General features: G+C 59.6%; 11 protein-coding genes. 5 read left to right on the top strand and 6 right to left on the bottom strand.

The features are described from left to right. Nucleotides 1-106: 106 nt before the first annotated feature. Complete coding sequence (locus tag MET49242_RS15250; protein WP_051134242.1) at nucleotides 107-2,827, bottom strand: glycosyltransferase; 2,721 nt, start codon at nucleotides 2,825-2,827, stop codon at nucleotides 107-109. Between the two features lie 371 nt (nucleotides 2,828-3,198). Beyond that, the gene (locus tag MET49242_RS25565) at nucleotides 3,199-4,539 is read right to left on the bottom strand and encodes a methyltransferase domain-containing protein (RefSeq protein ID WP_158497310.1); all 1,341 of its coding nucleotides are present in this window, start codon (nucleotides 4,537-4,539) and stop codon (nucleotides 3,199-3,201) included. Nucleotides 4,540-5,296: 757 nt separating this feature from the next. On the opposite strand from MET49242_RS25565, the gene cysD reads away from it, so the two are divergent. From cysD to MET49242_RS15230, 3 genes are all read left to right on the top strand, one after another. After that, on the top strand, nucleotides 5,297-6,199 hold the full coding sequence (cysD, locus tag MET49242_RS15240) for a sulfate adenylyltransferase subunit CysD (protein WP_036288280.1): 903 nt from the start codon (nucleotides 5,297-5,299) through the stop codon (nucleotides 6,197-6,199). After that, nucleotides 6,199-8,094: a sulfate adenylyltransferase subunit CysN gene (gene cysN / locus MET49242_RS15235; protein WP_051134240.1), complete on the top strand. Its 1,896-nt coding sequence runs from the start codon at nucleotides 6,199-6,201 to the stop codon at nucleotides 8,092-8,094. Before cysD ends, cysN begins: the two co-directional genes overlap by 1 nt. Before the next feature lie 86 nt (nucleotides 8,095-8,180). Beyond that, complete coding sequence (locus MET49242_RS15230; RefSeq protein WP_036284064.1) at nucleotides 8,181-8,999, top strand: ABC transporter permease; 819 nt, start codon at nucleotides 8,181-8,183, stop codon at nucleotides 8,997-8,999. Between the two features lie 37 nt (nucleotides 9,000-9,036). On the opposite strand, the gene MET49242_RS15225 is transcribed toward MET49242_RS15230, so the two are convergent. From MET49242_RS15225 to MET49242_RS15215, 3 genes are read right to left on the bottom strand one after another with little or no spacing between them, the layout of a single operon-like run. Next, nucleotides 9,037-10,206 (bottom strand): GSCFA domain-containing protein, encoded by a 1,170-nt coding sequence (locus MET49242_RS15225; RefSeq protein ID WP_051134239.1) that lies wholly within the window; start codon nucleotides 10,204-10,206, stop codon nucleotides 9,037-9,039. Nucleotides 10,207-10,225: 19 nt separating this feature from the next. Next, a complete protein-coding gene (locus MET49242_RS15220; RefSeq protein WP_036284063.1) occupies nucleotides 10,226-10,978 on the bottom strand; it encodes a hypothetical protein in 753 nt (250 codons plus the stop codon). After that, entirely contained in the window at nucleotides 10,975-11,241 is a 267-nt protein-coding gene (locus tag MET49242_RS15215) for a hypothetical protein (protein WP_036284062.1), read from the bottom strand. The genes MET49242_RS15220 and MET49242_RS15215 overlap by 4 nt, the downstream gene beginning before the upstream one ends. 195 nt (nucleotides 11,242-11,436) lie before the next feature. Here MET49242_RS15215 and MET49242_RS15210 point away from each other — a divergent pair, with 195 nt between their 5' ends. Together MET49242_RS15210 and MET49242_RS15205 are read left to right on the top strand one after the other, a co-directional pair. After that, nucleotides 11,437-12,618 (top strand): class I SAM-dependent methyltransferase, encoded by a 1,182-nt coding sequence (locus MET49242_RS15210; protein WP_084679138.1) that lies wholly within the window; start codon nucleotides 11,437-11,439, stop codon nucleotides 12,616-12,618. Then, nucleotides 12,615-13,607, top strand: a complete 993-nt coding sequence (locus tag MET49242_RS15205; RefSeq protein ID WP_036284061.1) for a hypothetical protein — start codon at nucleotides 12,615-12,617, stop codon at nucleotides 13,605-13,607. The genes MET49242_RS15210 and MET49242_RS15205 overlap by 4 nt, the downstream gene beginning before the upstream one ends. Here MET49242_RS15205 and MET49242_RS15200 read toward each other — a convergent pair. Beyond that, nucleotides 13,583-13,891, bottom strand: a complete 309-nt coding sequence (locus MET49242_RS15200; protein ID WP_036284060.1) for a DUF2513 domain-containing protein — start codon at nucleotides 13,889-13,891, stop codon at nucleotides 13,583-13,585. The genes MET49242_RS15205 and MET49242_RS15200 overlap by 25 nt on opposite strands. Nucleotides 13,892-13,967 lie beyond the last annotated feature (76 nt).

The following is a 13,967-nucleotide window of genomic DNA, read 5'->3' as shown; positions in this document are numbered from 1 at the left end:
GACGGGCGGCTGAATCTCCATGGACAAATTCGGAACGACAACGCCTTCCGACGAGAGCTGCTCGACATTGTTTCGCAGAAAATGTTGTATCGCGGAGCTGCCGGTCTTATTCACGCCCGCGTGTATCGTTAGCCTTGATTTCATTCGTCGGGACCCCCTTCAAACCGGCAACCTTATACACCTTCTCATACTGCGTAACCAAATGATTGAAATCGTATAGCTTGGCGATCTTCCTCGCGCCCCGAACGTATCTCGCATGTTCATGAACATTCAGCATTTTGTTCATCGCCGCGGCCACCTCTGCAATAAAGACGTCATCGTCCTCTATGTTCGGAACGAGGACGCCGGCGGCGATATCGTCGGGTTTGATCATATGTTTGAGTTCGCCGATATCGGTCGCGATGACGGGGATGTTCTTGATGATCGCCTCGATGATCGTCAGCGGATATGACTCGCCCTGAAATCTCGTGGGGAGAAGCGCGCAGTCGCACATTTCGTAAAAGGCCATGATCTCGCGCTGGTAACCCAGAAAGATGATCCCCTCCTTTTCATTGTGGGCGTTGTAAAGCTCCTCGTAATCTGGCCCCTCTCCACAAAAAACGACATAAACCGGACGATGGTTTTCCGCGCGCACCTTCTCGAGCGCCTTTGCGGCGATGTCCCATCCCTTTGGCAGGATGGCGCGCGATGCGACGCCGAAAACGAATGCGTTTTCTTCAATTCCCAGCGATTGGCGCGTGTAGGGGAAAGTGGCGTGACGCAGAGGGACGGCGTTCGGCAATTTGGTCGTGGCGGCGCGATTGAGGCCGAGGGCTTCGAGCTTTTCCAGATTCTTGTCGGAAATGTAGACCCAATGCTGGACCGCGGACATGATCGACATCAGAGTGGCGGAGTCCACCTCGGTGACCTCGTACGATCCGTGATGCGTGACGACATAGGGCAGGCGCCGGGCCCGGATCGCCTTATGGTAGTCAATGTCGGCGGCGATGTAATGCGTGTGAACCAGATCGATCTGCTGGCTTTCGAGAAAACGATCGAATCCAATTTCATCAATCAGATTGCGCTCGTAGATAGCGATTCGGGAGTCGAGGCGGCCGCGAATTTCTTCGTTCTCGCCGGCCGTCATCAAGGGCATGACGGATACGGCGTATCCCCGTTCGGCTAACGCGTTCGCCAAATTGATGGGGAAAATTTCGCCGCCGCCCGTCAGGAAACCGAGGATCATGATCAGGATATGAGGGCACACTCTTTCCTGATTTATCAGTGTGTTGAGGCAAAATACCGCGTCGAGGTTGGATCCTGGCTCATCGCCGAGCGCCTTCAGGAACTGTGTGCGAACGATCCGATAGAACCTGCAAATGTTTGCATCGCTTACGCCATACATTCGCTGCAGCTCGAGCGCGATGCGAAAATGTTCTTCGTAAAACGAGAGCGAACGAAAGCTCGAAACGGAGGTGTTCTTCGCATGCTGCCGGAAAAAGGCGATCGCTCTCGGATCGAAAGCGATGCGTCCGCCATGAGCAAGATGCATGTAAAGAAACCAGTCGCCGCAGACGCGATAGCTTTGCGCTTCCGTCCAGATTGACTTTTCTATCGTCTGGCGCCGGATCAGGCATCCGCCCACATTCGCAATGACGTTACGCAGGCCGAAGGGGCCCTTGAACCACTCCGGCGCGCTCTCGACGCGCGGTTCATTCCAGAAGCCGCGCGCGGCGCTCTCCCGATACTCGTCGAGACCCGCAAGGGGCGCGCCGTCCGCCGACGCAAATTGAATTGCGCCGAATGCGATCATTATGCTCGGATCGCAAAAATATGGCGCGAGCGTGCTTAGAAATTTCCTGTCGCAGAAATCGTCGCTCTCGCAAATCCACAAGACCTCGGCGCTCGCCATCGAGACGCCCTTTTCCCATTGCCGGAAAACATTGCCGGAATTCTCGTCGTTGAGCACGATTTTGACAGGGATGTCGATGGTCTTTGCGATCCGCTCGAGGACCTCGCGACTATCGTCGGTGGAGGCGTCGTCAAGTATGATGATCTCCTCGGGGAGCCATTCCTGCGCGACGATCGACTGGATTCTCTCCTCGAGGAATCGGGCGTGGTTGAAATTGGGGATGATTGCGGATACGCGCGGACGCGCCGCCGAGCTGCGCTTGTGCCGGTGATAATAATCCGGCAGCCGCCCTTCTCTTTGCCCATACGCGAGATAATGGTACAATGGGTTTATACTACTGCGCCCGATGTCCGGATAACGTTTCAAATAATAGTTCGTCGAAAACCACGGGCAGGGGTCCCGGTGTTCGCGCCACCCATGTTCATTGAAGTGGTCGACGAGCTGATCGTCATTCAACGGATGGAGGTCGGGGTAGGTGGACCGATAGAAATTCGTATCGAACGCCCCCGCGACGACCGACCTCTGTTGCGCGAGGACATCCTCCGACATTCCCGGCGCGCCCTCGGGCGGCCGGCGGCTCGACTCCGTCCCGGCGGAGTGGGAGGCGGCGCCTCCCCGGGAATCCGAAAGGCGAGACGCGACAACAACCCGCCCCTCTTCACGGCCATGCGTCAGATAGTGGTAAAATGGATTGACGTCCGCCTCCGCGACGTCGCCATTCGCCTTCAGATATTCCTCGGTAGAAAACCATGCGCAGGGGTCGCGGCCATGACGCCAGCCGACGACGAAGTAATGCTCGGCCGGATCTATCGAAGAATCCGCCACGTCGGGATATGCGGAAACATAAAACTGGGCGTCAAAGTGCTGACGGATGACGTCGACGCCGTCCACCGCTTGATTTTGCTTGCGTGAGAAGTACGAGATGAGGCGGCGCATCGAGATCTTTGACCCTGGTTATTATTACATGAATCATACACATGAAATATGAATCATGTCCACGGCGGCAGCGTGATTGCGCCAATTGACCCCGTGTGCTGTCGATAAATCATCAGTAACCTCCGGAAAGATCTGACGACGCTCGCGCTTGATAACATCGCCGAGCCGCACGGCTTTCTGACGGCGCAACGCCCCACTCCGGCCTCGGCGAGCAGCCATGAGTGGAATCGACGAAATCGGCTTTATCCTGCCGCCTTAACCCGAGCAACTCTAAGCATTAACCCGAGCAACTCTAAGCAAAACCGAAGCTTTTGTAAACATATAAAAACTCTCAAACACAATAAATGTCATATATTTGCGTGTCGATATTGTTACGAGCGGATGACGCTGCGCAAGGACTGGACGATATGCGTCCCGGAATGTCCTCGCGCCCGCGCATTACGCAGGACGCCGCAGATCGCCGCCAGCGTTGCTTCATCGCCGGGATGGGCGTTCGCGCGGGCAATGACCTCCGCGGGGGGCTCCCTGTCACTTGCGGCATAGGCGGCGACGATAGGATTGTATTTGTCCCAGAGAACCCTGTTGGTCGGGTTCAGGCCGCACACGATCAGCGACCCGGCCGGCGACGAATCGATCGGAAGCAGAACCAGATCCGGTCGATGCGCCTTGAGGATTTGATGAACCTTCCAGACGTCTCCGGTCCAGGCGCCCGTTCTCCGCACGCGCTCGGCCTGGGCGGGGTGATTCGGAAAGATATCGTCGAAAACAATGAGACTCGCCGGCGTCGCCGCACGCTCGAGGTTCATGAAGTCGCGCAGGGCGAATTCGAAAAGATGCATTCCGTCGACGAAGGCCAGATCGAAGGAATCGCTCAACCATCCCTTGTGGGGACCGGCAAAAAAATCGTCGCTCGTGAGCGCGACGACGTCCGTCGTCGCGGAAATGGGCCGTTTCAATTGAGGCTCGGGGTCGACGCCGACCGCGGGACACTCGGCGAGGACAAGGCTGTCGCCGTGACGAACGCCGATTTCAATGTAAAAACCGGGAGCGAGGCCCCGATGCAAATCGGCGAGCACTTCGAGGTAGCCACGTTTTCCCTGAACGATCTCCTCGTCGGGGGAGCCACGGAAATAGGGCGCTCCGGCGGGGCCCCTCGAGCGCGCGCGCGCCACTGGCCACGGAAACGTCGCGAGAGGCGTCTCCTGTCGCTGAAAAACCCCGACCAGATCCTGCCATGGGCCGCGTTCGTCTCGCCATAAGTCTACGAGATGAAGTTTCGCGTATTTGGCGAGCGCGTGATAGGCGTCCGGATAAAAACGATAGCAGTCGACGGGGTAGCGGTGGATTGGTCCCGCCGACGGCGCAATGAGAAAAATGAAGCCTCCCGGTTTCAGCACGCGCCCCATTTCGGCGAAGATCAGCCAGAAGAATTCGGCATGTTCGAGCGCCTGTCCGGACACCACGATATCGAATGATTCGTCCGCAAAAGGCAGGACGTATGGGTCGTCCAGCACAAGGTCGACGCCATCCGCCGCCGCCAGATCGACGCCCGTGTAGTTGAAATGAGGGTGCGGAAAAATCGTCCGGTAGGAGCCATTTACATTTGCGGCGCCCAGATCGAGCACCGTCGTCTTGCAGCCGGTCTCGAGCGGCCCTCCCTGAATGAAGCGCCGAAAGCAGAGTTGCATATTTTCGAGCGAACTTGCGTGCACAGGATGTCTTCTCTCGTCCATCCCCCGATGCGGGGCGCGATTCGGCCGGAGAGCCCGCGCATTGGCTGAATGCGTCCCGGCGTCGCCGGCCCCGATGCGGGGATGGCGCCGAACCCGAATACCGCCTGCGCTGACGCCCCTCGGCGCAGGAGATGACTCTCTAAATCCGCGCAAACTTGGCTCTAATTGACCCCCATTCATCGGGCCCGTCAAGCGACCAGCGCGAGTAAAGATCATTGGAGCCGACAAGATAAAGAGCGCGTCTGCCGCGCCTCCGAGGCTTGCACAATTGTTCGGCGCCGATTAGAAAAATTGGGCTCGCGCAACATATTTTATGGCAAGAATGCGGTCGCCTTTCCGCAGGAGATCGGGAGTTCGATTATTTCACAATAAGCGATTCATCGGGGCGAGCCGCCGCAAATATGCCTCGATTAGCCGCTCCGTTCACGTGCGTTGTAATATTATGCAATAAACAATTCAAAATTGCATCATTGAACAAACTTGCGACACGGCCGCAGAGAGCGGCGTGGATTTGCCATTCGCCGCCAGGTCCGCTTCGGCGCGTCATCTTCGGTCCGGAGCGCTGCTTGTCCGGGGTGGTGTGCGATGCGAGGAACAAGGGGGAAGCGGCGTCTTGCGGCCCCATTTTAGCAAATGAATTCGACAAGCTTTCAAATCGCTTGGATGACGACTATGATGTGTCATCGTCTCTTTTTCGTCGGGAGCGCGATCAAGCCGGCCCGTCTGGATGAACTCAATGTCCCTGCCACCGCATTTGCGTCGTCTCGAGTCTGAAGCCATCTACATCCTTCGGGAGGTCGTCGCGGAATTCAAGAACCCGGTCATGCTCTATTCGATCGGGAAAGATTCGAGCGTGATGCTACATCTCGCTCTCAAGGCCTTCTATCCCGCCAAGCCGCCATTCCCGCTGCTCCATATCGATACGACATGGAAATTTCGCGAGATGATCGCCTTTCGCGACGAGACGGCGGCGCGCGTCGGCATGGATCTCATCGTCCATACGAATCGCGAAGGCGCCGAGCGCGGCGTCTCTCCGATCACGCATGGCTCGTCCGCCTACACCCAGGTCATGAAGACCGAGGCGCTGCGTCAGGCGCTCGACAGATACAGGTTCGACGCTGCGTTCGGCGGCGCGCGTCGCGACGAGGAAAAGAGCCGCGCCAAGGAAAGAATTTTCTCACACCGCACGTCCGCCCACGCATGGGATCCCAAAAAACAGCGGCCGGAATTGTGGCGGGTGTTCAACACACGCATCGGGCCGGACGAATCGGTGCGCGTCTTTCCACTCTCCAACTGGACCGAGCTGGACGTGTGGGACTATATCGCGCTGGAGAACATCCCCGTCGTGCCGCTTTATCTCGCCAAGGATCGTCCCATCGTTCAGCGTGACGGCGCCCTGATCATGGTGGACGACGAGCGGTTGCCGCTCGGCGAGAATGAGACCGCCGTGCTTCGCCGCGTCCGCTTTCGCACGCTCGGCTGCTATCCGCTGACCGGCGCCATCGAATCCGACGCCGACTCACTCGAGGCGATCATCGCCGAAATGCGTCTTTCCACCACATCCGAACGACAAGGCCGCCTGATCGATTTCGACGAGGCTGCGTCGATGGAAAAGAAGAAGCGCGAGGGCTATTTCTGATGAGCGACGCGATTCAAATGGAGCGGCTCGCGGGGAGCGGCGCGATGCCTGCGCGACCGACCCTGCGCTTTCTCACCTGCGGCTCCGTCGACGATGGCAAATCCACGCTGGTCGGTCGTCTGCTTTACGAGCGTCAGCTCATTTTCGACGATCAGCTGGCCGCGCTGGAAAAGGATTCCAAAAAGCACGGCACGGTCGGCGAGGATATTGACTTCGCGCTGCTCGTCGATGGTCTCGAGGCGGAGCGTGAGCAGGGAATCACGATCGACGTCGCCTACCGCTATTTTTCCACGCCGGCCCGTTCCTTCATCGTGGCGGATTCGCCCGGTCACGAGCAATATACTCGCAATATGGCGACCGGCGCCTCGAACGCCGATCTGGCCATTCTTCTCGTCGACGCGCGGAAAGGCTTGCTCACCCAGACGCGGCGTCACGCGACCATCGTGTCGCTGCTGGGCGTTCGCCATGTCGTGCTCGCGGTCAACAAGATGGATCTCGTCGGCTATGATCCGGTCGTCTTCAACAAGATTGTCGCCGATTTCGAACAGGTCGCGGCTGCGCTGAATTATCAGTCGATCGCCGCGATCCCGATGTCGGCGCGCTTCGGCGACAATGTCATTTCGCCGTCCACCAACATGCCATGGTACGCGGGCGACTGCCTGCTCGCCTACCTCGAGACGGTCGATGTCGAAAGCGCGCTCGGCGATCAGCCGATGCGCATGCCGGTTCAGTGGGTCAATCGCCCCCATCTCGATTTTCGCGGTTTCGCCGGATCGCTTGCATCGGGACGATTGAACGTCGGCGATGAAATCGTCGTCGCCGCCTCCGGCCGTTCGACGCGCGTTGCGCGAATCGTCACAATGGACGGCGACCGGACTTCGGCCGAGGCGCCCGACTCCATTACCGTAACCTTCGCCGATGAGATCGACGCCTCGCGCGGCGACGTGCTGTGCCACAAGCAGCATCGTCCCGACGTCGTGGATCAGTTCGCCGCCCATCTCATCTGGATGAGCGACGATAAACTGCTGCCCGGCCGCTCATATTTGATGAAGATCAACGGCCGCACGATCGCCTCGACCGTCACCGAGATCAAGCACAAGCTCGACGTCGACACCGGCGCCAAGATCGCAGCGAAGACGCTGGCGCTGAATGAAATCGGCTTCTGCAATATCGCCTCGGCCGCGTCCGTCGCCATCGATCCCTACGAGGCCAATCGGACGACGGGCGCCTTCATTCTCATCGACCGGTTCACCAACGCCACGGCCGCGGCGGGCATCGTCGCCTTTCCGCTGCGGCGCGCGACCAATGTCCATCTGCAGGAGCAGTCGGTCTCGAAAGCCGTCCGTTCCAGGGTCAAGCACCAGAAGCCCACGATTTTGTGGTTCACCGGGCTGTCCGGCGCCGGCAAGTCGACCGTCGCCAATCTCGTCGAGACGAAACTCGTCGAGCGACACGCGCATACGATCATGCTGGACGGCGACAATATCCGGCATGGCCTGAACAAGGATCTGGGTTTCACCGACGCTGACCGCGTCGAGAACATCCGTCGCATCGGCGAGGTTGCAAAGCTGATGGTCGACGCCGGGCTGATCGTGCTTTGCGCCTTCATCTCGCCATTCAAGGCGGAGCGCCGCATGGTGCGGTCGCTGGTCGAGGACGGGGAATTTATCGAAATCTTTCTCGACACGCCGCTAGAAGTCTGCATCGCGCGCGATCCCAAGGGTTTGTATAAACGGGCGCTCGCCGGGGAGATCAAGAACTTCACTGGCGTCGACCAGGTCTATGAACGCCCCGAGGAACCGGAACTGCATGTGAATTTCACGAGCCAGACGCCGAGCGACATTGCGGATCACATCGTCCGAGAGCTCGTCGGCAGGGGGATTGTACACGATTGAGGCGATGGCGCGGCGGCGGAAGATCATTTTTACGCCACCGTTACGTGAGACCTTTCGCGCTGGCTCCACCGTAGGGAAAGGGTAAGATGAGTTTTGCCGCCGATCGCTCGTCGCAGTCCGCGCTCACCCAGCTCGCAGCGAAACTCGCTCATTTCCGGCACCTGGTCAGCGCCGTTCTTCTGCAGGACATGCGCAGCCGATTTGGAGCAAGCTATCTCGGCTATCTGATAGCCATCGCCTGGCCGCTCACGCATATGGGCTTCATTACGGCCGCCTATTTTCTCAGGACGCAAGTCGCGCCGGTCGGCGACAGCCCGACTATGTTCGTCGCAACGGGCGTCGTCCCCTATATCCTCTGCTTCTATCCCGCGCGAACCATGGCGCTGGCGATTGCGCAGAATCGGCAACTGCTCAATATTCCCGTGCTGAAGCCGTTTCATATCCTCCTGACGAGATGCGTCCTGGAAATTCTGAACGCGATGGTCGTCCTCGCGCTGTTTCTGTTCGTACTTTACATGTTCGACGTCGACATCATGCCCAATGATCTCGTCGAGGCCGCCAAAGCGATCGGCGCGGCGGTATTCCTCGGCATCGGGCTCGGATTTCTCAACGTGATCCTGACCGCGATTTTCGGGTCTTTTTTCATGACCTTCTTTGTATTGGTGATGATTGGCCTCTATCTCATGTCCGGCGTCTTTATTCCTACATGGATGATGCCGGAGCAGATGAGGGAATATGCGATCTACAATCCCCTCCTGAATGTGGTCGAATGGCTGCGGTCAGCTTATTACACCAGCTATGACGCGGAGCTGATTAACAAGCCTCTCGTTCTTTACGTGGCCGGGATATGTCTTGCGCTGGGGCTGGTTGGCGAGCGCTACGTGAGGGGCAGGTTCTTTCGCTGAAGGCGGCGCCGACAAGAATGAGGAAGAGGCGAGGGCGTTACGCTTCGTCGGGTGGGGGCTCCGTCGCAGCGGGCGACTCGTTCGCCGCTTCCGTTTCTTCCGGGGAAGCAATAGCGGCGATCGAGGCGAGCTCCAGCGCCTCCTCGTCGCACATCACCTTCATTGCAGCCGTTACAGGATCGACCTCCGGCGCAGCGCGGCCGGGAGAAAAGGCGCGCACAGTTCGTCGCAAGGCTTCTTCCGCGACGCTGCGCTTGATGAAATGCCGATCGAAAACGCGCATCACATGCGCGACGCCCTCCGGCGTGACGCTGCGCCTGTCAGCCGCGAAATAGTCGGCTCCCGAGAAGCCTCCCGCGATAATTTCGTAGGAAGGGAAATAGGCTACCCGCTTTGTGTTTCGGGCAAGAATGTCGCATGCGACGCGCAGCGCAGATTTGGAATAGACGGTCGAAACCATCACATGCCGCGGCTCGGCGGTCGCCGCCAGCGGCACGGGCGAGACGGTGAGAATGACCCGCGCGCGAGGGTTGACGCTCTGCAGACGATCGAGAAACGCCGTCATGTCGGCCACGACCTCGTCGACGCCGAGATTGATGAATTCATGCGCGGCGGGCGCATAATCGCCGCCGGCGACGCCGGGGCAAAGGGGGAACACCGCCCCGTCCGTGCGCGACTGCCAGGCCTCGGTCAGGCCAAGGGTGAACACGAAAACGTCGAGCGTCTCGAAAGCTTCGCGCACCGCCGCGAAATGCCGCTCGCGATCCATGTCCAGTTCGCGGATCGAGTTGAATCCCCCGGGCTGGATCTGTGGCCTGAAGGGATCGATAACCACGCCGGCGCCCTCGCGCCAATAGTTTTCCTGTGGCGTGAATCGGCCATAGGCGCGGTCGAAAAGCTGCAACAACTGGCGGCTCGTGTAGATGTTGCCGTAGCGCGCCGTGTAGATCTCATAGTTGAGCTCAATTGCCGCCTTTGGCGTGACAAAGGCATGTGGCGTTTCGGTTATCAGATAGTTGCAGCCGCCGCTTCTGAGGTGGCGGCCGATATGTTGCGCGAAGCAGCTTCCAGCAGTGGCGATTTTTTCTCTCGGGCCGAAACGAAACGGCGGCTCGATTATAGGGTCGATTTCATTGGCGGCGACGTCTGTGACGGCGCGACGCCAATAGGCTTGAGGCGGCAGCCGTGAGTAGGGGGTCGTTTTCATCGTCTCATTCGCCGTATGTTCACTGAGCGCCGAGGACGCGGATCGCCCGTTCGACCATGGCTTTCCCGAACAAAACATTTGCGTGTGTCGCGTCTCCGCCCCATGCCTCCTGCGCCAGCATGCCGGACGGCGTGATGAATTCATCGGGAGCGGGCACGAAGATGATTTTGCGCCGCGCGCAAATCTCTCGGTAGAGCCAGCTTTGCACGCGCCACATTTTGTATCTGAAGAGTTCCGTGGACAGCTTGTCAGGATCGAACGACTTGCGGAAAAACTCTTTAGGGTAAGCCAGAATCTGCGAATCCGGCAGCGGCGGCGGCGGCTCTAGGCAGACGAGCGGCGCGTTGGTCGCCTCCCTTATGGCGGAAATGGCCGACAGCGTCGGCTCCATTTTGTCGCGCATCGTTTCGCGGACCGCGGCCTCCGTCAGAACGGTGGCGCCGGGCTCCAGCGCAAGATCGGGATTTTCCCCAAGGATGAAGTCGATCCGTTCGCTCGATTGAACCACCGAAACCGCGATATGTTCATTGCCGCCGATCGACAGAAAGATGACCGAAGGACGCTCCTCCTCGATGATCCCGGCGAGCTTGGCGTTCAGCCGCGGCTGGTCGTTTTCCACGATAACCGTCGGCATGATCTCGGGATCGTAAAGATAAAGAAAGCGCGAGGTGAAAGGCGCGCCGCCGATCCTGACGCGCTTGTTCTGCAATTCGTAACAGCCCTTCGCGATAGCGACGACATGGCTGTGTCCCAGGCCCAGCACTTTCTTCATCGAGCGCGCGGCTCTCGTGCATCCGCGCCAGTCGCGACCGCGCGCGCTTCTATGCCGATCGGCTCCCCTTTGGCGATGGGGCCGGAGATCTGCCGCGCGACTGCCGCCACCTCATAGGGGCGCGAGCCGACCAGCACAGTGCGCCCGATGATCTCGGCCGCGTCCGCGGACATTGGATAAGGGGCGATGATCGCAATCATGTCGCGTCCCTTGTAGCCGTAATGGTAAAAAGCTTCGACCTTTATCGGTTCTTCGTCCAGCATGCGTCCTTTTCCACGACAGGTCGAATGTGGCGCAGCCGCCATTCTCTCGACCGCGAGAATATTCCTGCGGGCGCGAAAGGCCAAGCGTCATCACCGCCCCGCTTCCGGTGTTCGAGCGGCGCCTGAGCGGGCGTTTCGTCGCGCAGGCAAGATGTGTTATCAGACCGCACCCTTGCGAACCATGGGTCGCCTTTCATGAACAATCCCTTCCGGGCGACGCCTTTGCAGGAGTCGCCGACCGACGACACCTTCGACGAAGCCTGCTACCTTGCCGCCAATCCAGACGTGGCCGAGGCGGTGAAGCTCGGGAGAGTCCGGTCCGGCTGGGCGCATTTCAAGAAATTCGGGCGCGTCGAGGGCCGGCGGCAGAAAGTCTCCGACGAAGAGAGGGCGACCGCCGAAAATTTCGACGAGAAACGCTATCTCGCCGCCAATCGCGACGCGCGCCGGGCGCTGGAGGAGGGGAAATTCGCCTCCGGCCGCGCGCATTTCGAAAATCTGGGGAGGCTGCAGGGCCGGCGCCAGAAACGCGAAAGCGATCTGCCCGCGATTCGCGAAAAAAAACTCGCCGCTTTGCGGCCGCTGCTCATCGATCCGCAAACGCCGCTCGATTCGGGCGGAAAATTCTGCTTCCTGGATGACGCGACCCGTCTGCGGGAGGATCTGACCGACTGCATTCCGGTCAGCGAAAACGGCTATGACGACGAAACCATCGAGTTGATCAGGCGCCATAAGGACGGTCTGATTCTCGACGTCGGCGCCGGCTACCGGCCCGTCTACTACAGCAATGTCGTCAATTTCGAGGTCATGGACTATCCGACGACCGACGTGATCGGCGTCGCCGATCGACTGCCCTTCAAGGACTCTTCCTTTGACGGCGTCATTTCGATTGCGGTCCTTGAACACGTCAAGGACCCGTTCAAATGCGCGCGGGAAATCGCACGCGTTCTGAAGCCGGGGGCCTGGCTGAAATGCTGCGTGCCATTTTTGCAGCCTCTCCATGGCTACCCGCACCATTATTTCAACATGACCCATGAGGGATTGCGCACGCTGTTCGAATCTCTCCTGACGATCGAGCGTCAGGAGGTGACGCCGGCCACACATCCGATCTGGGCCGTCGCCTGGCAGCTGCGGTCATGGTCGGAAGGTCTTTCGCCTGCCCTGCGCAAGGAATTCATGCGTCTTCGCGTGTCGGACCTCGTCGCCTTTCCGGGGCCCATGCTGGAGAAACCCTGGGCGCGCGATTTGCCGATGGAAAAACAGTTCGAACTCGCTGCGGCGACAATTCTTCACGCGCGCAAGCCCATGGCGGGCGCGGTCGTGTCGACGTCGGAAAATCCGCCAGCGGCGGCGCTGGAGCCTCGCGGCCCGCGATGACCGACGCAAGTCTCCTCGTCCATCGCGGCCGGGAAGGGTGGCTGTTCCTCACCGGCGGCACGAATTTCGTCACCACGCTCTACCAGCGGGACGGCGGGCATCTGCCGGACGAGGCGCTGTTGCCGTGGCGCGACGCCATTATCGAGCGGGAACGTCGCAGCCACGAACTCGGCGCGCGATTTGCCCATGTCGTCGCGCCCGAGAAGCTGACGATCTATGGACACAAGCAGGCGGAGCCGCTGGTCGATCCGGAGCTTGCGCCCGTCATTCGCCTCGCGCAGCTATTCGAAGGCGAAGCGGGCGCCTTTGGATGGGTCGATCTCGTTTCGCCCATGCGGGAATATCGCGACAAGGTCGATCTTTACTGGCGAACCGACACGCATTGGACGCCGATCGGGTGCCTGCTCGCTTATGAAACGCTGTGCGAAGCGATTGGCCTGCAGCGCAATGACGAACTGGTCATGCGGCCCTTTCGCGACTTCAAGAAATTGATGGACCTCGGCTCGAAGCTCGCGCCGCAGAGGTGGGAGGCCATTCGCGAGGTCACATGGCTCAAGGACGCAAGCCGCGTCCGTGAAAACGCAGTGGTGCGCCTGCTCGAAACGCCCGAATTCGGCGGTGAGATACATGTCGGCTGTCACGCGACATTTCGAAATCCCCAGGCTGCGAACCGCTGCAAGGTCGTGCTTTTCGGCGATTCATTCTCGAGCGCAGGACCCTATCTGCTGACCGCGCTTCTTGCCGAAACCGTCGCCGAACTCGAATTCGTCTGGTCGGCCAATGTCGACTGGCGCTTCGTCAGGCGCGCGCGGCCCGACATCGTCGTCACGCAGATCGCCGAGCGTTACATGGCGCTCCCGCCCAATGATCGCTTCAATCTGCGATGGACTGAAATTCGACAGGCCATGCGCGGCCGGCGCAAGCGCTTCGACGCCTGGAGGCGCGCGAAAATGGACGCTTGGCGTCAGGGCTCCAGGAAGACGTTGTAGGCGTCCTTCACCTTCGACCACTCGTCCGTGTCCCGGATCGCGTCGAGAAGCTGGACGCCCCGACGCGTCAGTTTGCGGAAGAGCCAGGCGTCCTTGTAGGCGCCGGGTCCGTCGATGAACTCGAGACCCAGAAGCAGATCGAGCGCTTCCCCGACCTCATCGGTGGATTTGTCCAGCGTACGTGCGAAATCGTCGAGCGGCACGAAGATCGGCTCGGGCGGCGAGCGCTGCTCTTTCTCAAGTTCAAGAAGGAGCCGCCTCAAAACATCCACATCGCGGCTCATGAAAGTCTTTTGGCGCTGCAGTTGAGGGAGCCGGCATCAGAAAACGAAACATCGCCACGCGCAAGCTATTTCAGGC

The sequence above is a fragment of the Methylocystis sp. ATCC 49242 genome (assembly GCF_000188155.2).
In the GTDB taxonomy this organism is placed as follows: Bacteria; Pseudomonadota; Alphaproteobacteria; order Rhizobiales; family Beijerinckiaceae; genus Methylocystis.
Note: the sequence above shows the minus strand (reverse complement) of the source record. Positions and strands in the feature narration are given on the sequence as shown.

Bases quoted from the DNA above. Each gene is read 5' to 3' on its own strand.
- MET49242_RS15250 (WP_051134242.1), bottom strand. From the start codon at position 2,827: ATGCGCCGCCTCATCTCGTACTTCTCACGCAAGCAAAATCAAGCGGTG.
- cysD (WP_036288280.1), top strand. From the start codon at position 5,297: ATGTCCCTGCCACCGCATTTGCGTCGTCTCGAGTCTGAAGCCATCTAC.
- cysN (WP_051134240.1), top strand. From the start codon at position 6,199: ATGAGCGACGCGATTCAAATGGAGCGGCTCGCGGGGAGCGGCGCGATG.
- MET49242_RS15230 (WP_036284064.1), top strand. From the start codon at position 8,181: ATGAGTTTTGCCGCCGATCGCTCGTCGCAGTCCGCGCTCACCCAGCTC.
- MET49242_RS15225 (WP_051134239.1), bottom strand. From the start codon at position 10,206: ATGAAAACGACCCCCTACTCACGGCTGCCGCCTCAAGCCTATTGGCGT.
- MET49242_RS15220 (WP_036284063.1), bottom strand. From the start codon at position 10,978: ATGAAGAAAGTGCTGGGCCTGGGACACAGCCATGTCGTCGCTATCGCG.
- MET49242_RS15215 (WP_036284062.1), bottom strand. From the start codon at position 11,241: ATGCTGGACGAAGAACCGATAAAGGTCGAAGCTTTTTACCATTACGGC.
- MET49242_RS15210 (WP_084679138.1), top strand. From the start codon at position 11,437: ATGAACAATCCCTTCCGGGCGACGCCTTTGCAGGAGTCGCCGACCGAC.
- MET49242_RS15205 (WP_036284061.1), top strand. From the start codon at position 12,615: ATGACCGACGCAAGTCTCCTCGTCCATCGCGGCCGGGAAGGGTGGCTG.
- MET49242_RS15200 (WP_036284060.1), bottom strand. From the start codon at position 13,891: ATGAGCCGCGATGTGGATGTTTTGAGGCGGCTCCTTCTTGAACTTGAG.